The following is an 18,680-nucleotide window of genomic DNA, read 5'->3' on the forward strand; positions in this document are numbered from 1 at the left end:
CATCGGCAGGGCGCGCGATGGCGGCAGGTGGGTCACTCAGCGCAATCCCTTGCTGCGCAGGGCACCGGGTGAGTAGTCAGAGGTGCTGGCCTGATAGCCGAAGTCGAATGGATGGCGCTGTTCGCTGGTCAGGCCGGAAGCCAGGTAGCGGCCGTTGTTGAGGTCGTAGGTGATCTCCATGGCGTTGACCGCCGACTGCCCGCTGTAGTGGTAGTAGCTGTGGGCCTCGCCGATGCGCCAGAGCTCGCCACGGTTGTCGTAATGGTCGGCCTCGAGGATGGCCCAGGTATCCTCGTCGATGAAGTAGTGGCGCTTGCTGTAGATATGCCGCATGCCGGGCTTGAGGGTGGCAACCACCTCCCATACACGGTGCAGCTCGTAGCGGGTGGCGTTGGGGTTGACGTGGCCGGGTTGCAGCAGGTCGTCGTAGTGCTGGTCGGGGGAGGCCAGCCGGTAGCTGTTGTAGGGCACGTAGAGGGTCTTCTTGCCCACCAGTTTCCAGTCGTAGCGGTCCGGCGCACCGTTGAACATGTCTCGGCTATCGGCGGTACGCAGGCCAGCGGTGGTGGGACCAGCCGTGTCATAGGCAATGCTGGGCGCGCGCCGTACCCGTCGCTGACCGGCGCTGTAGACCCAGGACAGGCGCGGCTCGGCCACCTGGTCGAGGGTTTCATGCACCAGCACCACTTCGCCCACCATGCGCGAAGGAGCGGTCAGCAGGTGGCTGTAGTAGTAGAGGATGTTGCGCGCCTGCTCCGGTGCCATGCCCTTCACCGCGTCGCGGCGGGTGAAGTATTGCTGGGTCGTCATGATGGTGTAGGCGCCGTCCTTCTGGGGCGCCGCGCTGTCGGAGGTCAGGCTGAAGCTGGCGTTGCGATTGCGGGTTAGATGGTTCCAGAGCACCTCCAGGCCATTCTGCGGAATGGGGAAGGCGACCATTCCAGAGAACCCTTCCACGCCGTTGCCGTCATTCACCAGGCGGGCGCTGGTGGCGTTGCGTGCGGCAGATTCACGGAGGGCGTCGGGTACGGCCGCCGAGCGGTGGCTGGGGTAGACCGGCAGGTGGAAGCTGTTCGGGTAGCGCTTGAGCAGGGCGATCTGCCCAGGGCTCAGTTGCTCCTGGTACTGGGTGTAGTTGCGCGCATCGATAGTGAACAGTGGCTGCTCACCGCTGAAAGGATCGGCCGGCGTGCCGTTGGCCGTCAGCTCGGGCCTGGCGGCTTGCAAGCCGCCGTCCCAGGCCGGAATGCGGCCGTCGGCACTGCCAGCGCGTTCGGCACCGATCGGGGTCAGGGGGCCTTGCAGCTTGGCTGCGTCTTCCGGCGAGACAGCGGCCAGAACCTGGCCGGACAGGAGGAGGGTGCAAAAGAGTGCGCCGCCACGCACCAGGCTGTGGGTGTTGATCATGAGGGACTCCATTTAGAAATTGACGCCCAGGCTGATGGACAGGTAATCGCGGTCACCACGGGTGCCGTAGTCGCCGTCGATGTAGTCGGTGTATGCCAGGCTGGCGCTGTAGGTGTTGTTGAGGGAGGCGTCGAGGCCGACGCTGATGGCCTTGGAACCTTCACTGAAGGCCGAGCCTTCGCCGGGGCCGTTGCCGTCCACATCGTGCTGCCAGGAGAGGTTGGGGCGCAGGTCGATACCGGCGATGGCATTGGGGTAGCTCAGGTTGGTGCGCACCCGGTAACCCCAGGAGAAGCGCGTGAGAAAACCCTGGTCATTGCAGTGCTCCGGCGTTTTCGAGGTACCCGCACAGGCGCCACTGGCGAGTATGCCGCTGCCATAGGTGCCGCTGCGGCCATAGCGTGGACCGAAGGTGCCTTCCAGGCCTCCGACCCAGGTGGCTCCCACTTCGCCCACCACCACCAGTTGATCGGCCCCCAGCACCTGGGCGAAAGAGTGGGTGGCGGTGGCCTGCGCCTGGGTGACTTCCTTGCGTCGGTAGCCGTTGAACAGCGTGCTGTCCGCGTCGGGGCGGATGTCTTCGGCCACCAGGGGCGAGCGTGTGGCGTTGTTCAGCAGCGATTGGATGACGTCTGTACCGTTGAGTTGGATCGGCATGTTCGGCCGGTAGCTGATCTCGCCCTGCAGCGCGGTACCGGTGCTGAGGTTGGTGGAGAACGACAGGCCATACAGGCGGATGTCTTCCGGGTACTGGGCCAGGTACTGGGAGGTACCCAGGCGCAGGGCACCGGCCAGACTCTGGCCGTTGGCGCTGCGAAGGAAAGCACCGCAGTTGGCCAGGGGGACACCGAGGTTGGCGCACAGCTGCGGGGCGAAGCTGGTGTTGGTGTAGTAGGGGCTGCTGATGGTGCCCATGTAGGGCACGCGGCTGTGGTAGTTGGCGATATAGGCGCCGAACTCGGTGTCCAGGTTGGCGGCGAACCAGCGCAGGGACATCCCCCACTGGCCGCCGTTGCGGGCATCCTCATCGCCGGCACGGGGAATGCGGATGCCCTCGTCGGTGAGGTTGACGCCGAACGGGGTGAGGCCAGCCACTGCCGCCGGGTTGCCGGTGAGCACGTTGCCCACGTCGAGGCCGTCGCAGCCATCGGCGAGGAAGTCGTTGCTGGAGAAGAAGGTGCCGCAGTTGTCCAGCTGGGTCTGTTCCCAATCCAGCTGGTAGAAGAAGTCCCCGGAGATCGCATCAGTCAGGTTCTGCGACACGTAGAACATGTTTACTGGAACCAGGCCTTCCTTCACCTCCGAACCCGGACGGCGCAAAGCCGAAAGATTGAAGGGGTTGACCACATTCAGACCACCCGGGATGAACGTGCTTTCGCCCCAGTTCACCACCTGCTTGCCCAGGCGCGCCGAGCCCGGTTGATCGGCGATGGCGTAGTTGTAGTAGACGAAGGCGTCCAGCAACTCGGTGCCCGCGGTCTTCGCCGAGCGTTTGCGGTTGTTGTCTTCCACATCCTTGAAACGCTGGTCTTGGTCCCGCAGGACGTAGTCGTACCAGTAGCTGCCTCGCAGGAAGACGCCGACGTCACCGTGGCTCAACTGCAGGTCATGGGTGCCTTTGAAGATGCCGGAGAAGGCGTCGCCGGAGCGGAAATTGCGCCTGCCGTCGTCGCCGGTGGCGCTATTAAGCTGCTTCGGGTCAGGGTTGGCGGTAGAGATGCTGGTGCCGATGGAGAGCGAGGAATCCAGTTGGCCCTCGATCTCGCCGATCTGGAAATCGGCCGCCAGTGCATGACTGACAAGGCAACTCAGGGGTAATAGGAGAAAAGGCGGACGAATAATGCCGCGCATATTGAATCTCATCACTCATTATCCTCTTTGTTTTCGAGTGAGAACCAAGTTTCAGGCGCAGGCACAACAAGTTCGGGTATATCCAGGCAATAGGAATCCCGGCCGCTTGAGCGACGAATCGACACTATTCGGAAGAATGGATATCGAGGTGGGAAGTTGGCTCTGTTTGTCCTTTGCTTATTGTTCTGCGTAGTTGGATGAAGTTGCGGATACTCCCTTCTATCTGATGTTTAAGCGATACTAGGGGCGCCCCGGAAACCCGACAAATAGTGTCTTCCGATAGTTGCCATATCACTTCGGCATAGCCAGCGAGACCCCTATGACCCTCAAGCAGCTCCGCTACCTGATCGCCATCGCGGAGGCAGGAAGCTTCTCCGCCGCTGCGCGTCGCTCCTTCATCGCGCAGCCGGCCCTGAGCCGGCAGATCGGTCTGCTGGAAAGCGAGCTGGAAATACAGCTGCTGGAGCGCCAGCACGACGGCGTAGCCCTGACCGATGCTGGCCGACGCCTCTACGAGGTGGCGCGTTCGGTGGTGCAGAAGCTGGATTCGGTGAAGGACGAACTGACCTCGACACGGGGGGATCCCAAGGGGCATGTGTCCGTTTCCATTCCTGCCACCGCCTCGGCGTTGCTGCTACCGGAGATCATCTCGCGGGCGGCGGAGAAGTTCCCCAGCATCACCCTGACGGTGTGCGACGGCCTCACCCGCGAGGGCGGTCAGGCCATCGAGCTGGGCAAGGTGGACTTCGGCGTGGTGCCCAATGCCGAGGAGCTGGAGCACGTAGCCGCTGAACCCATCTTCAGCGAGGACCTTTACTGGGTGGGGCCGGCCAGCGAGGCCGAGAAGAACACCCCCATCACCCTGGCCGAGGCGGCCGCCACGCGGCTGGTCGTGGCGCCGCGGGCCTTGCACCTGCGGCGGCGTATCGAGCAGGCGGCGATGGAGGCGGGGGTGGTGCTCAACGTGGCCTACGAACAGCAGTCGGCCCCGGGGATTGCCAGCCTGGTCCGCAGTGGGCTGGCGGCGACCATCTGCAACTGGCCGCCGCTGGTGGAGCTGTTCGAACCGACGGGTGCGCGGCTGGTGGTGGAACCGCGCATCACACGCACTGTGTCCATCGCCCACTCGATCCACAAACCGCTGTCCTTCGCCGCGTCCTGCATGCAGGACCTGGTGCGCACGATCCTGCTGGATGCGGTGCAGGAAGGCCGCTGGCGCGGCAGCCTGATCGAGCGCGTCGACGAAGAGGCTCAAGCCCTGGAACAGAGCGCGGGCGAGTCGTCCTGAGCCAGTCGCTCGCGGGAGCGCTGCGGGTTCATCGTCACAAGGCCGATCAGGCCCGCCATGATCAGCACGCCGCCGCAAACCAGGAAGCCCTGGGCGTAGCCCTGCGGATGCCCGGCACCGGCGCCATGCACCAACAGGCCGGTGACCACCGGGGCCGAGAGCCCCGCCAGCGAGGCTACTGCGTTGCCGATGGCAAGAATGCCGCCGCGCTGGCTGCTGGGCGTGAACTCCGCCAGCATCGCCGGCCCCACCGAGTACATCACCAGTGCCAGGCCGCCGCTCAGGGTCAGGGTGATGATGCGCGTGGTGACCGAAAGCTCCTGAAGGATCAGCGACGCGGAGAACAGCCCGGCGACGATCAGGCAGCCCGAGACGAAAGCGCCACGGGCCAGGCGTGAGGGCACGCCGCGATGCAGCAGGCGCTGGGACAGCCAGGCCATGAACAGGCTGAGCGGTGTGGTCACCACCACGAAGAGGACGAACATGCGGCCGGTGTTCAGCGGGTCGATTCCCAGGCCCACTTCCAGGTAGCTCGGCACCCAGGTCAGGGTCAGTGCCAGGGACCAGTTGGCAGCGAAGTGGCAGGCGTAGTTGCCCAGCACGCTGCCATCGGTAAGCAGGCGGCGGTAGGGCACTCGATGGGTGTCCGGGGTCACCTGGCCGGCGCGCAGGTTGTCGAGTGTGCCTTCCCGGCCCAGCAGCAGCCAGAGGGCGCACCAGACCACGCCGATGGCCGCCAGCACGACGAAGTTGGTGCGCCAGCCGTAGTGCAGGCTGATCCAGGGGATCATGGCGCCGGCCACCAGCAGGCCCATGGCGCTACCGGAGTGCAACAGCGCGACTGGCAGGCTGCGGCGATCATCCGGAAACCACTTGTACAGGGCGTGGGTCGCCACCGGGGAGGCGGGGCCTTCACCGATGCCCAGCAGCACACGGCAGGCGACGATCATCCAGAGGGAACTCGCGAACAGCATGGGCAGCTGGATCAGCGCCCAGAAAAGGCCCATGCCCAGCAACAGGGTTCGGGTAGGCCGGCGGTTGGCGAGAAAGCCGCCGACCACAGCGGAGACGGCGAAGAGCCAATGCAGGGCTCCGCCGATCAGGCCGAACTCAGTGGGGGTCAGGTCCAGTTCCTCCGTCATCGGCACGGCGACCAGGCCGATCACCACCTTGTCGAGGAAATTGACCAGCATCATGAAGGCCAGCAGGACCGCAATGGTCCAGGCGCTGGCAGGGCGGAAGGCAGTGTTGTCTCGGTTCATGGGGATGCTCTTGTTGTCGTTGTAGAAGACCCGTCCGGCTTCCCCGGCCAGACGGGCACTGCAGGGCGCGTCAACCAGGCATCAGGATGCCCTTGGCGATGGTGTTGCGCTGGATCTCACTGGTGCCGGTCAGGATGCGCATCATGCGGGTCGCGCGGAATAACCACTCGACGGGATGGCCCGCAACAAGCCCTGAACCGCCGTGGATCTGCACCGCACGGTCGGCGATGCGGAAGGCGGTTTCCGAGGCGTACAGCTTGCACATCGATGCCTCGACCTTGATATCGCCGCCGGCGTCGTTGCTGAGGGCGGTGGCGAACATCATGCTGCGTGCCGCATGGAGCTCGGTGGCCATGTCGGCGAGCATGTGGCTGATGGACTGGAACAGCGCGATGGGCTGGCCGAACTGCTTGCGCGTGCGGGCGTGGTCCATTGACAGGTTCAGGGCCAGGCCGGCCATGCCGAGCATGGTTGGGCAGTGCAGCAGGCGGTTCAGCGTGATGCGCCCCATGGCCAGCTTGAAGCCAGCGCCTTCTTCACCGATGCGGTTCTCCACGGGGACGCGGACGTTTTCCAGCAGGATGTTGCCGTGGGCGCCGCCGCCGGACATCACCGAGTAGTCACTGTCCACCTGAACCCCTTCGGCAGTGAGGTCGACGAAGAATGCCGAAATGCCCTGGGGGCCGCGTCCCGGCTCGGTCACCGCCAGCAGCACGGCGATGTCGGCGTAGGTAGCGCCGGAGATGTAGCGCTTGGCGCCGTTGAGTACGTAATGGTCACCCTCGCGGCGGGCTTCGGTACGGATGGCGGTGGCGTCGGAACCGGCTTCTGCCTCGGTCAGGGCAAAGCACACGGCCTTATCCGCCCGGCATACCGGCTTCAGGAAGGCGTCCACCTGGAAGTCGCTGGCGACCCGGAACAAGTGGCCGATACGGGGTGGCCCGGAGAGTTCGCCCAGCACGTGCGGGGCGAGGGGCGAGCCGGTCAGCACGGCCGCCTCCTTCACTGCGCAGAGTTCGGCAATGCTGAGTCCGGCGCCGCCCAGGCTTTCTGGTAGCAGGGCGTTGTAGAAGCCCAGCTCGCAGGAGCGCTTCCAGATATCCCGCAGCAGGGGCCGGGCGACCGGTTGGCCCCAGGTAATACCTTCCCGCTGCACCAGCGGATCGAGTTCGTCGCGGACGAATGTGTTGATGCCGTCGATGACGCGGCTGGCCTTCTCGCTTGGTTTGAGCATTTGCCTGTCTCCCTTATATCCGTCGTTCGCTGTTCTGCCAGTACGCTTCGCGGATCAGGCGGCGCACGACCTTGCCGTTGGGGTTCTTCGGCAGTTCCTTGACGAAATCCACCGCGCGGGGCTTCTTGAAACCCGCCAGGGAGCGCCCGCAATACTCGATGATGGCTTCGGCGCTCAGGTTCTCGCCCGGTTTCAGGACCACCACCGCGCGGACGGCCTCGCCCCATTGCTCGTCCGGTACGCCCACCACGGCCGCCTCGAACACCTGGGGCAGGCTGTAGAGCACTTGTTCCACTTCGGTGGGGTAGATGTTGAAACCGCCGGAAATGATCATTTCCTTCTTGCGGTCAACGATGAACACGTAGCCGCGCTCGTCCACCGTGGCCAGGTCGCCGGTGAGGTAATAGCCGTCGCGCATGACCTCGGCGGTCAGCTCCGGCGCCTGCCAGTAGCCCTTCATGATGTCCGGGCCCTTGACCACGATTTCGCCGATCTCGCCAGGGCCCACGTCCTCGAAGGCGTCGTTCACCACCCGCAGAGTGGTCTCGAAATAACAGCGGCCGCAGGAGGCCAGGCGGCGCTGGTCGTCGCCCTCGATCAGGTGGTCCTGTTCGGTCAGCACCGTTACCAGGGAGCACGTCTCGCCTGCACCGTAGCCCTGGGCCAGGATCGGCCCGAATACGTCGATGGCGCGCTTCACCAGGGCCGGAGCCATGGGAGCGGCGCCGTACATCACCAGGCGCAGGCTGGAGAGGTCGAAGCGCTCCACCTCCGGGACGTTCACCAGGCGGTTGATCATGGCCGGCACCAGGAACAAACGGGTGACCCGCTCACGCTGGATGGTCTCCAGCAGCAGATGGTCGTCGTAGCGCTCCAGGAGCAGGTTGCAGGCGCCCACGGCCAGCAACGGCATGATCTGCATGCCACTGGCATGAGTGATGGGCCCCACATGGGCCATCACATCGCCCGGGGCCGCACGCCGGGTAGGGCTGGCGATACTCTTGCGGATCAGCGCCTTGCGGTTGCCGAAACTGAGCATGGCGGCCTTGAGTACGCCGGAGCTGCCAGAGGTGTAGTGCAGCACCGCCAGGTCATCGTCGTCCGGATCACAGTGCACTGGAGCCTCGCTGCCACGCTCCAGCACGTCCAGGTAGCGGGCGTCGCCAGCTTCGTCGTCGAGGGAGATGATCCAGCGCAGGCGCGGCACCTCACTGCGACGGGCATGGAGGGCCGCGGCGAAACGGCCGTCGGCCAGCACCGCCTGGCTGTGGGAGTCGTCTAGGACCTGGAGGATTTCGTCCAGGGAGAGGCGGGCGTTGATCGGAACCTTGACCATGCCGGCCTTGTAGAAGGCGATCTCCGCTTCCACCAGTTCCACCCGGTTCAGCGCCAGAATCGCCACATGGGCGCCCAGGGCCAGCTCCAGGGCCTGGAGCCCGGAGGCAAGACGATTGGTGCGAGCCTCCAGCTGCGCAAAAGTGATCCGTTTCCGGCTATCGACAACCGCCTCGTAGTCGGGCCAGTACAGGGCACTCCGACTGATGATCTTTCCTAAGTTCATTTATTGTTCTCATCGGCAGGACAACTGCGCCGATGCTAGCCAAGCGAACTTCGCGGCAACTAATACAACAGTACGATGCTGGCCATAGCGATATGGAATAGCTGCACCAACTGCTGGACCTGTCGCTCTTCATGGGAAGCACTCATGGCGACACCCCCACGCCGTCCGCAAGGAACGCCGGCAAATCCCGCCAGGCTACCCATAACTCCCGCTGCCAACGCACCACAGCAATTTGCCGATCAGCCCAACTGATAAAGGCCCGGCGCGGTTCTGCGTTCGGGTCACGGTGATAGTCATGCAGCGTCGGCACCAGCACCTCGCTCAGCCAGCGGCTGATCTCGGCAAGCGCAGTTCGACCTCACGCCAGAACGCCTGATCGGCGATACCGCTTATGGCACGGCCCCGATGCTGGCCTGGATGGTCGAAGAGAAGGACATCGGGCCCCACGCTCACTGAGCGTGTGATTCTGCCGGCGGCATGGGCGGCAGCTACTTTTTCAACAGAATCGGCCAGGAGTGGCCGTCTGGGGCGGGGAAACATACCCGTCCCATTTCTTCCTAAGGTTCGAAAAAATACAGAACGCCATCTGCCCGACTCACTGCAATGCCTGCGCGAGTAGGAACGATCAAGTTACACAGACGAGAGTGAATGCCCTTCCACAGAGGCTCGCCTGTCGCAAGGTCATACGCCGCAGCGTACATACCGTGTACCCATTCGATACCTATTCACGCCATCGCTTGAGTAGCATCTCGATAAAGAGTTCTGCGGTGCTCGACAGGGGTTCGCCATCTCGACGTACCAGACCGATAGTGCGCTCGATGTGCGGCGGAGGCAGGTCGCGGGAACAGAGGTTCTCATGTTCTGCATCCGGCATTGCCATGCGCGGCAAAATCGCGACACCAAGACCGCATTCAACCAGGCCAAGTGAGGTGGACAGATGCTGCACCTCATAGAATCCGTTGAGTCGGATTCCGTGGCCGGAAAGAGCACTGTCGAGCAACATTCGGTTGCCGCTGTCCCGGCTCACAGTGATGAGTCGCACCCCCTGCAAATCTTGCCAACTCACCTCAGGCAGCGCTGCGAGAGGATGGTCGCTGCGCATTGCGAGTACGAAAGGGTCACGAAGTAGGGGCGTGAAGCTAATGTCTGGGTGTTGGGCGCTGATCATGTTGATGCCAAAGTCAGCGTCTCCACTCACCACTCGTTCAAGGCCTTCGTTGGCGCTTACGTCGAGTATTCGGATGCGAATGCCCGGATACGCCTCATTGAAAACTCGTATCACGCTGGGCAGGAAGTAGAACGCCGCGGTCGGGATGCACGCGATCGTCACGGTACCTTTTTGATGTGTCTTGAGCTCACGTATGCCCTGTATCGAGGACTCGTAGTCTTCCAGCATCCGCCGAGCCCGGGGCAGGTATTCCTTGCCTATTTCGGTTAGCCAGGTGCGCCGCGTGGTGCGCTCCAGCAGCTTGGCTCCAAGGGTTTCTTCCAGTTTCTGAAGGCGGCGAGACAGCGCCGGCTGGGATAGATGGAGTGCCTGGGCGGCTTCCTGAAAAGACTGTGATTCAGCTACTCGCACAAAAGCTGCGAGGTCGAGAAATTCTATTCTATGCATGAAAGGATCTCTATGGTTCTGCTTTGCGCATTAATGCTTGAATCCTATCAGTTGGCATTGATCTTTGCATTTGAAGCATCAAAAGGGCGCTGACAAGCTGTAGCCATCGTTGGAACGGTCACGGGTTAAACCAAGATGATGAACAGCATCCCTTGCATGATTATGCGTGGCGGCACCTCGCGCGGCCCCTTCATCCACATGACCGATCTGCCTGATTCGCAGGAAGCGCGTGCCCAGGTCTTACTCGATTTAATGGGCTCCGGACATCCGCTCCAGGTAGACGGTATTGGCGGCGGTAACTCCCTTACCAGCAAAGTGGCCATCGTTGGACACTCCAGTCGTCCGGACGCAGATGTGGACTATCTGTTTGCCCAAGTGGACGTGACTGAGCGCCGGGTAGATTTCACTCCCAACTGCGGCAACATGCTTTCGGCAGTTGGCCCGTTCGCGATCGAGACCGGCCTTGTGGCGCCCACCTATGGCGAGACGCGAGTGCGAGTGTTCAACATCAACACTCAGCGCATCATTGAGTGTTTCGTACCCACTCCGCGTGGTCGCGTGGAATACGAAGGCGATACCAGTATCAGTGGCGTTCCAGGCTCTGCAGCGGGCATTCGTCTCAGCTTCCTGGACGTCGCTGGTGCCAAGACCGGGGCCCTGCTTCCTACAGGTCATGCTATCGAGCAGATTGAGGGTGTCGACGTCACCTGCCTGGATGCCGCGACACCGACGGTGATGATTCGTGCAAGCGACCTGGGTGTGGATGGTCACGCCGATCCGGCTTCACTGGATGCCAACAGCGCAATGCTTGAGCGTCTGGAGCGCATTCGCTGTGAAGCGGGCCGTCGCATGGGCATGGGAGATGTCAGCCAGTCGGTGCTGCCAAAACCCATTCTGCTGTCGTCGGCAGTTGGCGAAGACGGAACGCTGTGTGCGCGCTACTTCGTACCACAGCGCTGCCACAAGGCGCTTGCCGTAACTGGCGCGATCGCTCTTGGCGCCGCTGTGAATGTTCCCGGCAGCGTGGCCCATCGCCTCGCCCTGGAAACCAGTCGCGTAGAAGCTGGCCAACCCCTCGCGTCCATACGTATCGAGCACCCCTCAGGCCATCTGGACCTGCGAGTCGAGTTGCGTGATGGCAACCCGATGGATATCGCCCGAGTCTCGCTGATCCGAACTGCCCGCAAGATCATGGATGGTCGTCTCTATTACCGCATGCCGGATGCAGTCCACTGATTCCAAATGCTGTCCCGCGTCTCGATACGCCCAGACAACAATCACAAGACGGGTAACCCAAATGAACTCTTTCATCACACGCTGCTTACATCACAACTGCGCTGCAACCAGTCATCCACATTCTTCGTGAGGATGGCTGGGGCGCTTGCACGCCCTGGCGATTAGCGGCTTCATGTGCGGCGGCTCGTACGCCTGAATGGAGCTGGAACCCATAATTACAAGAGTCCAACGCCATGCTTTCTCTGCTCGGCTTGTCCATGGTGGTCGTGTTCACCTATCTGATCATGACCAAACGCCTGTCCCCGGTAGTGGCCCTGACAGTAGTGCCCATTGTCTTCGCATTGGTCGGCGGCTTCGCGCCCGAGCTCGGCAAGATGATGCTCGACGGCCTGAAGACGGTGGCGCCTTCTGCAGCGCTATTGCTTTTCGCCATCCTGTTTTTTGGCATCATGATCGACTCCGGGCTGTTCGACCCGCTGATTCGCCGCATCCTGCAGACAGTCAACGGCAACCCGGTGAAGATCGCCATGGGCACCGCCGTACTGTCGCTGCTGGTGGCGCTGGATGGTGACGGCACCACCACCTACATGATCACCGTGGCCGCCATGCTGCCGCTGTACAAGCGCATCGGTATGAACCCGCTGATCCTCGCCTGCATATCCATGCTGTCGCTGAGCATCATGAGCGGCATGAGCCCCTGGGGCGGTCCGGCTACCCGTGCAATCGCCGTACTCGGGCTGGACGCCAGCGAATACTTCATTCCGATGCTCCCGACTATGGCGGGCGGGGCGCTTTGGGTGGTGTTCACCGCCTATATTCTGGGGCGCAAAGAGCTGAAGCGGATCGGCAATACCCATCTGAAAACCGGTGGTGACGACTGCTACATCAAGGCCATCCTGGCCGATAACCCGAACAAGCGACCGAAGCTGATCTGGCTGAACCTCCTGCTGGTGATCGCGGTAATGGTCGCTCTGGTGGCAGGACTGATGAACGCGGCGGTGCTGTTCATGCTCGGCTTCGTCGTGGCCTTGATGATCAACTACCCGCAGCTGGACCTGCAGAAGGAGCGCATCCTCGCCCACTCGGGCAACGCCATGACCGTGGTGCTGCTGGTGTTCGCCGCCGGGGTATTCGCCGGCATATTCTCCGGCACCAAGATGGTGGATTCCCTGGCCAACTCCCTGGTGGAGATGATCCCATCCTCCTGGGGCAGTTTCTTCCCGCTGGTGGTGGCCATCACCAGCATGCCGCTTACCTTCGTGCTCTCCAACGACGCGTACTACTTCGGCATGGTGCCCATACTCGCCCAGGCCGCTGCGGCCTATGGCATCGATCCGGTGGAAATCGCACGCGCGTCCATCCTCGGCCAGCCGGTGCACCTGATGAGTCCGTTGGTGGCCTCGACACTCCTGCTGGTGGGCATGGTCGATACTGACATCGGCGACTTCCAGCGCTTCACCTACAAATGGGCGATCCTCACCTCGCTCGTCATTACCGTGCTGGCCCTGCTAACGGGTGCCATCACGCTGCTCGCGTGAGTTTCCGCGCCCGGCGAAGTCGGGCAAGCCCCCCCTGATATCTGGCCCCGTGGTGTGTTCCTGCGCGCCCGCTGGCCGAGTGCGTCCAGAACAAAAAGGTGAAGACACCATGAAAACCAACGCCAAGCCCCTGCCTTCCACCCTGGCGTGCCTAGTCGCCTGCCTGGCACCTGCCGCAGGGGCCGCCGGTTTCATCGAAGACAGCAAGGCCAACCTGCAATTGCGCAACATCTACTTCAACGATGACTTCAAGGATGAGAAGGGCATGTCCGCCAAGTCCGCTGCCAACGCACAGTCGAAGAAGGAAGAATGGGCCCAGGGTTTCCTGCTGGATCTGCAATCCGGCTACACCGCAGGCCGCCTCGGTTTCGGCCTGGACGCCCTGGGACTGCTGGGTGTGAAACTGGACTCCGGCGCTGGGCGAGCCGGTACCGGGCTTTTGCCACTGCACGATGACGGCCGGGCTGCGGACGAATTTTCCAGCCTGGGCCTGACCGGCAAGGCACGCTTCGCCGGTACCACGCTCAAGCACGGCACTCATCAGCCCAAGCTGCCGGTGCTGGTGCGCAACGATGCACGTTTGTTGCCGCAAACCTTCGAAGGCACCCAGGTCACCAGCGCAGATATAGCCGACCTAAGCCTCACAGGTGGTTACTTCGACGAGTTCCGCATGCGCGACTCCAGTGACAACCATTCGATCACTGCCGATGGATACGCAGGTGATGACGGTGAGGGCTTCTGGTTCGCCGGCGCTGACTACAAGCCCAGCAAGGCCCTGATCCTGAGTTACTACTATGGCGAGCTGGAAGAGTTCTACCAGCAGCACTTCATCGGCGTGGTCCACAGCTTGCCCCTGGGGCCAGGCAGCCTCACCACCGATCTGCGCTATTTCCATAGCCAGGATGCGGGAGAGGCGCGCAATGGCGAACTGGACAACGACATGTACAGCGGCCTGCTGACTTACACCCAGAAGGGCCATGCCTTAAGCGCAGGCTACCAGCAACTGAATGGCGAAGGCGGGCTGCCATTCGTCAACGGCGCCACGGTGTACAGCTTTAGCAACGCCGGGGTCGGCAAGTTCGTCGAGGAAGACGAGCGCACCTGGATGCTCGGATACGCCTACGACTTTGCGGCCATCGGAGTGCCTGGACTGACTGCTGGCGTTCGCTATTTCAAAGGCCGGGATGGCACGACCGAACTGCGCGGCAGCGAGGTGAATGCCCACGAATGGGAGCGGGACATTGACCTTGCCTACGTGGTGCAGCAGGGGGCTCTCAAAGGACTTGGCGTGAAGCTCCGCAACATCGCCTATCGCTCCAGCTACAGCAGGGGCCGCGACAACAATCGACTGTATTTCACCTACGACATCGCGCTCTGGTAGGTCCCGAATGCGGGCTTACCAGCCCGAAGTGGCGCTTGGAAGAGCGGGCGCCGCGCCCGCGTGCCCACAAGGCGCGCGGGCCCTTAATCCTCAAACCACGCTTTTCCGGCCACCCGTCTCGACTACCCGTCGCGCCGGCGGAGGTTCCGGAGCCGGGGGCTTTGCCCCCGGCATTTTTTATCAATAGCGGAGATACGGATTTATGGAGTGGCTGAGTGACCCTGTTTTCTGGATGGCACTGATGCAGATTATCGCCATCGACATCCTGTTGGGTGGTGATAACGCCGTGGTCATCGCACTGGCCTGTCGGCACCTGCCCGAGGCACAACGACGCCAGGCCATCGCTGGTGGAGTCGCCGGGGCAATCCTGCTGCGCATCGCGTTGTTGTTCTTTGCCATGCAGCTATTGGCCTTGCCGTACCTGAAGCTGGTAGGTGCGGCGCTGTTGCTATGGGTCGGCGTGAAATTGTTGCTGCCCGAAGACGAACAAGCCCATGAAGTAAGGGCAGGTGCGAGCTTCTTCGCTGCAATCAAAACGATCATCATCGCCGACGCTGTCATGAGTCTGGACAACGTACTTGCCGTGGCTGGGGCTGCCGGCGGCAACCTGGTCCTCGTCAGCCTGGGCGTGCTGATCAGCATCCCGATCATCGTCTGGGGCAGCCAGCTGGTGCTCAAGGTGATGGATCGTTTCCCGCAGGTTGTACTGCTGGGGGGCGGCTTGCTGGGCTGGATTGCTGGGGGCATGGCGGTAACCGACATCGCCGTGGCGAGCTGGGTTTCGAACGATGTCTGGTCGAAGCACCTGGCTGCAGCTTGTGGCGCTGCCCTGGTGATGGGCACAGGTCTATTGCTGCGCACGCGCGCATCCGCAGTGGTTGATTCGTCAAACGGCTGATGACAGTGGCCTCAGCGAGACAGGCGGATGATCTGCCTCGCCAGGAATGGGCCGACCAGAATGACACCGAACAGGCGCATGGTCTGCATGGCCAGCACCAGACCGACATCCGCCTGGGTATCCAGAGCGATGATTGCCATGGAGTCCAGCCCTCCTGGGCTGGTGGCGAGATAAACGGAGAGGAAGTCCTTGCCCAGCAGTTCCGCAATGTAATGTGCGGACAGGGCGCAAAGTGCGATCAGGGCAAGCGCGCTGAGGAGCATGGCGGGAAGCCGGCGGACGACGAAATCGAAGGTCTCGCGATCGAATCGTAATCCCACGTAGCAACCAAGGGCGCCGTAGGCCAGGCACAACAGCCACTGGGGCAGGTCGATGATGAATACACCGCCCAATTGCATCGCCGCCCCAGCCAGTAGTGGCACGAGCAGCGCGCCTGCTGGGAAGCGAGCACCAATCAACACACTGCCGACCAGAACAAAGATGGTGAGGATGCCATTGGCAGGCACAGCGAAGCCGAGGGAGGCTGCGTCAGCCGGGAGTTGGGGGGAAGTAATTTCGCCACCGAGAGCGTGGCTGACGACTGCACCTATTAACACGACGCAGACCACTCGCACGTATTGCATCGTGGCGACCACTCGGGAGTCTGCCCCGTGGTCCTCCGCCATAGCCACCATAGCGGACGCCGCCCCGGGAGACAGGCCCCAGGCGGCGGCGTTGCCCGGCAGGTCACCGTAGCGCACGAGGCAAAGCGCGACGAGCAAACTCATCACCACCGTTATCGCCGTGGCCAGCAGCATGATGGGCCAATCGTGAGCAATGCTCGCAAGCGTTTCGGCAGTGAGCGAATGAGCCACCAGCAAGCCGATGCAACCCTGACCGAATTTGAAAGCGAGCGCGGGTACTCGGATGCGGGCCCCTCGCACGCCAAGTCCAATGGCGACCAGCATGGAGCCAAGGAAGTCAGCAGCTGGCATTCCGATCTGTCGCAGCACTTGACCTGCGATGACCGCAAGAACGAGCAGAAGCAGCCACTGCCACATAAGGGCAATGGAGTCGAGAGAGGGAAGGGTAGGCAAGGCGATTCTCCGTACGCGCTGTGGGGCTGGGTGTGTCCAACGCGCAACGGCAGTATTCTGGTGCTGATTCATCAAGTCTATTTTCTAATTGTGATGAACCGATAATTCAGAGTTATCGATTATGGATCTGCGCGACCTTGCCTATTTCGAGACCATTGCTGAGCTTGGCCACCTGGGCCGTGCTGCGGAGCGTCTGTGTCGTAGCCAGCCTGCTTTAACCAAGAGCATTCAACGCCTGGAGGAATCCCTTGGAGTCAGCTTGTTCCAGCGTGATGGCCGACGCATCAAGCTGACCCCGGCGGGGCATTTGCTCCTGGAGCGAAGCCGTCAGTTACGCCACAGCGTTGATGAGACGCGTCGCGAGGTGCGCGACTTCGCCAATGGTTTGGTAGGAAATATTCGACTGGGCTGTGCAGTCTCTATGGCCGAATACCTGCTGCCGCAGCTCACAGCAACGCTGCTGAGTCTCGCTCCCAATGTGACATTGACACTTACGGTTGGGATGGACGATGTGCTTCGCGAGGGGTTGTTGCAGGGAAATCTGGACCTGGTCATTAGCCCCTTCGTCGACAAGGTAGAGGGACTGGAAACCCATGCTCTGCTGGAGGACCAAGCCGTGGTTGTGGCACGCCGCGATCATCCGCTTTTCAGCAGGCCTATCAGCCAGCGCGAGCTGTGCCGTTACCGCTGGGTGCTGCCACCTCTTTCAGCCAGTGCGCGCAAGTGGATTGACAACGCCTTCATCAGCCGACAACTGCCGACACCCATGGTGCAGGTGGAAAGCACGTCGATTTCCTTGATGCCACGTTTGATTGCCCGTACTGACTTACTCAGTTTCATTGCCCGTGAACACCTGTTAGGTGGGAAGGCGGAGGCCAGTCTGCGGGAAATTCCATTGGCGGATACCACCATGACGCGGGTAATCGGGGTGAGCTATCGCTCCGAGGGTTACAAGTCGCCGGCGACGGCAACTCTCCTGGATATTCTGCTGACTCATCAGGCCAACCTGTTTCTACAGCTTGATTCATGAGGTCCGGCCAACCTTCTCCGGCATGGCAACCCGACGCGACGGGGCATCAAGCAGGCGCGCTGGCTATTGCTGCGCAATCCGGACGAGCAACAAGTCTAAGTCCGCTTTTGGCCGATTCTGTTGAAAAAGTAGCTGGCGCCCCATGCCGCCGGCAAAATCACGCGCTCAGCGTGCGTGGAGGTGGGCAGCATGATGGGCAGTTATCGGGAGGACAGGCGCGCCTGTTTTAATCGTTCAATCTGGAAGAGCACGTCCATGCGAGTGCTGTGGGAACGCTCGATACTTGCGGGCGTTACAATGGCGCCCGCACCGATTCCCCGAATCGGGCACGCCCGGAGCCAGCTTCAGATGTTCACCCTCGTAACCCTGGACACATCACCGCCCGAATCCCTGAAGAGTCAGGTACTACAAATGGTGGTGGACTACTTCAGCGACATCAGCCCGGTGCCGCTGATGCCCAGCAATCCGCTCTATCAGTTGTATCAGTACGTGATTGGCTACGAGGTGCACCTGTATCTGCAAGCCATGGACAGCTCTCTGGATACTACGGCGCGGTTGATCCTTGCGCTGGATGATGAAGATCCCTCCCAGGTGCTGGGTTTTGCCCTGTACCTGCCGAGCCAGGATGATTCCGAGGCCTGCACTCTGGCCTATATGGCCGTCAAGGCCAGCCACCGCCGACGTGGTATTGCCCGGGCTTTGTTGCAGCAGATGGCCAAGCATCGGCCCCACGTCGAGCTGGCCTGCGTGGCGAACAAGGTGCCGACCTTTGAGTCGATGGGGTTTCAGGTACTGGCAGCGCAAGGGCCACATGTGCTGCTGAACACCCGCGATCACCGCTCGGACGGCATGGTGGCGGTGCAGGACCTGACCCCGATTTTCCAATCCAAGGAAGTGCGGCAGATCCACGCGTATCTGGTGCAGCAACACGGCAAGAAGGCCATGAGTGAGGCCGAGAACAAACGCGACCGCCTGCTCGACCAGATGGCCTACCAGGCTCAGGGATTGGTGAAAGAGCGCTTCCCTACGATTCACTGACAGCCGAAGTGGCAGAAGAATTTTTCTGCTTTGAACGTCCGTTATCGGTCATTGGCTTCGGTAAGGCTGACCTGGCGAGTCGGCGTCCATCTTGCTCAGCGGGAGAATCCTCCGAGGCAGCACTGTCAGCCACGGCCTGGTGGGTGGGCTGTTGGCGCTGCCTTGACTATCAGGGCCTGAGGACGACGATTGCGAGCCGCTGCCAGACATATGCGTGGGAAAAAACGAGTTCCGCGCGGCATGCGCGCTGTTCACAATAAGACTC

The 18,680-nt window shown here is 62.0% G+C and carries 14 protein-coding genes; 7 read left to right on the forward strand and 7 right to left on the reverse strand.

What is annotated here, in order from left to right; translation table 11 throughout:
• Positions 1-36: 36 nt before the first annotated feature.
• Entirely contained in the window at positions 37-1,407 is a 1,371-nt protein-coding gene (locus D6Z43_RS03990) for a DUF1329 domain-containing protein (protein ID WP_120650637.1), read from the reverse strand.
• A 12-nt stretch (positions 1,408-1,419) separates the two neighbouring features.
• Complete coding sequence (locus D6Z43_RS03995) at positions 1,420-3,270, reverse strand: DUF1302 domain-containing protein (protein WP_120650639.1); 1,851 nt, start codon at positions 3,268-3,270, stop codon at positions 1,420-1,422.
• Positions 3,271-3,577: 307 nt separating this feature from the next.
• On the opposite strand from D6Z43_RS03995, the gene D6Z43_RS04000 reads away from it, so the two are divergent.
• Positions 3,578-4,546 (forward strand): LysR family transcriptional regulator, encoded by a 969-nt coding sequence (locus D6Z43_RS04000; RefSeq protein ID WP_120650641.1) that lies wholly within the window; start codon positions 3,578-3,580, stop codon positions 4,544-4,546.
• Here D6Z43_RS04000 and D6Z43_RS04005 read toward each other — a convergent pair.
• The 4 genes from D6Z43_RS04005 to D6Z43_RS04025 form a co-directional block, all read right to left on the reverse strand.
• Positions 4,510-5,808: an MFS transporter gene (locus D6Z43_RS04005; RefSeq protein WP_120650643.1), complete on the reverse strand. Its 1,299-nt coding sequence runs from the start codon at positions 5,806-5,808 to the stop codon at positions 4,510-4,512. The two genes, D6Z43_RS04000 and D6Z43_RS04005, sit on opposite strands and share 37 nt — an antisense overlap.
• A gap of 70 nt (positions 5,809-5,878) precedes the next feature.
• Positions 5,879-7,042, reverse strand: a complete 1,164-nt coding sequence (locus tag D6Z43_RS04010) for an acyl-CoA dehydrogenase family protein (RefSeq protein ID WP_120650645.1) — start codon at positions 7,040-7,042, stop codon at positions 5,879-5,881.
• A gap of 13 nt (positions 7,043-7,055) precedes the next feature.
• On the reverse strand, positions 7,056-8,603 hold the full coding sequence (locus tag D6Z43_RS04015; protein WP_120650647.1) for an AMP-binding protein: 1,548 nt from the start codon (positions 8,601-8,603) through the stop codon (positions 7,056-7,058).
• Between the two features lie 721 nt (positions 8,604-9,324).
• Complete coding sequence (locus D6Z43_RS04025; protein ID WP_120650649.1) at positions 9,325-10,218, reverse strand: LysR family transcriptional regulator; 894 nt, start codon at positions 10,216-10,218, stop codon at positions 9,325-9,327.
• 138 nt (positions 10,219-10,356) lie between these two features.
• Here D6Z43_RS04025 and D6Z43_RS04030 point away from each other — a divergent pair, with 138 nt between their 5' ends.
• From D6Z43_RS04030 to D6Z43_RS04045, 4 genes are all read left to right on the forward strand, one after another.
• Positions 10,357-11,454: a 4-oxalomesaconate tautomerase gene (locus D6Z43_RS04030; protein ID WP_218569242.1), complete on the forward strand. Its 1,098-nt coding sequence runs from the start codon at positions 10,357-10,359 to the stop codon at positions 11,452-11,454.
• Positions 11,455-11,687: 233 nt separating this feature from the next.
• Positions 11,688-12,992 (forward strand): CitMHS family transporter, encoded by a 1,305-nt coding sequence (locus tag D6Z43_RS04035; protein ID WP_120650653.1) that lies wholly within the window; start codon positions 11,688-11,690, stop codon positions 12,990-12,992.
• Positions 12,993-13,101: 109 nt separating this feature from the next.
• On the forward strand, positions 13,102-14,373 hold the full coding sequence (locus tag D6Z43_RS04040; RefSeq protein ID WP_256660943.1) for an OprD family porin: 1,272 nt from the start codon (positions 13,102-13,104) through the stop codon (positions 14,371-14,373).
• 202 nt (positions 14,374-14,575) lie between these two features.
• Positions 14,576-15,271 carry a TerC family protein gene (locus D6Z43_RS04045; protein WP_120650655.1) on the forward strand — a complete coding sequence of 232 codons (696 nt, stop codon included), beginning with the start codon at positions 14,576-14,578 and terminating at the stop codon, positions 15,269-15,271.
• An 11-nt stretch (positions 15,272-15,282) separates the two neighbouring features.
• Here the strand turns inward: D6Z43_RS04045 and D6Z43_RS04050 are convergent, their stop codons facing one another.
• Positions 15,283-16,311 carry an AbrB family transcriptional regulator gene (locus tag D6Z43_RS04050; protein ID WP_162945886.1) on the reverse strand — a complete coding sequence of 343 codons (1,029 nt, stop codon included), beginning with the start codon at positions 16,309-16,311 and terminating at the stop codon, positions 15,283-15,285.
• Positions 16,312-16,468: 157 nt separating this feature from the next.
• Here D6Z43_RS04050 and D6Z43_RS04055 point away from each other — a divergent pair, with 157 nt between their 5' ends.
• Both D6Z43_RS04055 and D6Z43_RS04060 read left to right on the forward strand, forming a co-directional pair.
• On the forward strand, positions 16,469-17,377 hold the full coding sequence (locus D6Z43_RS04055; protein ID WP_120650659.1) for a LysR family transcriptional regulator: 909 nt from the start codon (positions 16,469-16,471) through the stop codon (positions 17,375-17,377).
• A gap of 348 nt (positions 17,378-17,725) precedes the next feature.
• Positions 17,726-18,415, forward strand: a complete 690-nt coding sequence (locus tag D6Z43_RS04060) for a GNAT family N-acetyltransferase (protein ID WP_120650661.1) — start codon at positions 17,726-17,728, stop codon at positions 18,413-18,415.
• Positions 18,416-18,680 lie beyond the last annotated feature (265 nt).

Origin of the sequence: Pseudomonas sp. DY-1 (assembly GCF_003626975.1) — a bacterium.
GTDB lineage: Bacteria > Pseudomonadota > Gammaproteobacteria > Pseudomonadales > Pseudomonadaceae > Metapseudomonas.

What these genes read in the sequence shown, in the direction of transcription:
- D6Z43_RS03990 (WP_120650637.1), bottom strand. Translation starts at nt 1,407, where the DNA reads ATGATCAACACCCACAGCCTGGTGCGTGGCGGCGCACTCTTTTGCACC.
- D6Z43_RS03995 (WP_120650639.1), bottom strand. Translation starts at nt 3,270, where the DNA reads ATGAGATTCAATATGCGCGGCATTATTCGTCCGCCTTTTCTCCTATTA.
- D6Z43_RS04000 (WP_120650641.1), top strand. Translation starts at nt 3,578, where the DNA reads ATGACCCTCAAGCAGCTCCGCTACCTGATCGCCATCGCGGAGGCAGGA.
- D6Z43_RS04005 (WP_120650643.1), bottom strand. Translation starts at nt 5,808, where the DNA reads ATGAACCGAGACAACACTGCCTTCCGCCCTGCCAGCGCCTGGACCATT.
- D6Z43_RS04010 (WP_120650645.1), bottom strand. Translation starts at nt 7,042, where the DNA reads ATGCTCAAACCAAGCGAGAAGGCCAGCCGCGTCATCGACGGCATCAAC.
- D6Z43_RS04015 (WP_120650647.1), bottom strand. Translation starts at nt 8,603, where the DNA reads ATGAACTTAGGAAAGATCATCAGTCGGAGTGCCCTGTACTGGCCCGAC.
- D6Z43_RS04025 (WP_120650649.1), bottom strand. Translation starts at nt 10,218, where the DNA reads ATGCATAGAATAGAATTTCTCGACCTCGCAGCTTTTGTGCGAGTAGCT.
- D6Z43_RS04030 (WP_218569242.1), top strand. Translation starts at nt 10,357, where the DNA reads ATGAACAGCATCCCTTGCATGATTATGCGTGGCGGCACCTCGCGCGGC.
- D6Z43_RS04035 (WP_120650653.1), top strand. Translation starts at nt 11,688, where the DNA reads ATGCTTTCTCTGCTCGGCTTGTCCATGGTGGTCGTGTTCACCTATCTG.
- D6Z43_RS04040 (WP_256660943.1), top strand. Translation starts at nt 13,102, where the DNA reads ATGAAAACCAACGCCAAGCCCCTGCCTTCCACCCTGGCGTGCCTAGTC.
- D6Z43_RS04045 (WP_120650655.1), top strand. Translation starts at nt 14,576, where the DNA reads ATGGAGTGGCTGAGTGACCCTGTTTTCTGGATGGCACTGATGCAGATT.
- D6Z43_RS04050 (WP_162945886.1), bottom strand. Translation starts at nt 16,311, where the DNA reads ATGTGGCAGTGGCTGCTTCTGCTCGTTCTTGCGGTCATCGCAGGTCAA.
- D6Z43_RS04055 (WP_120650659.1), top strand. Translation starts at nt 16,469, where the DNA reads ATGGATCTGCGCGACCTTGCCTATTTCGAGACCATTGCTGAGCTTGGC.
- D6Z43_RS04060 (WP_120650661.1), top strand. Translation starts at nt 17,726, where the DNA reads ATGTTCACCCTCGTAACCCTGGACACATCACCGCCCGAATCCCTGAAG.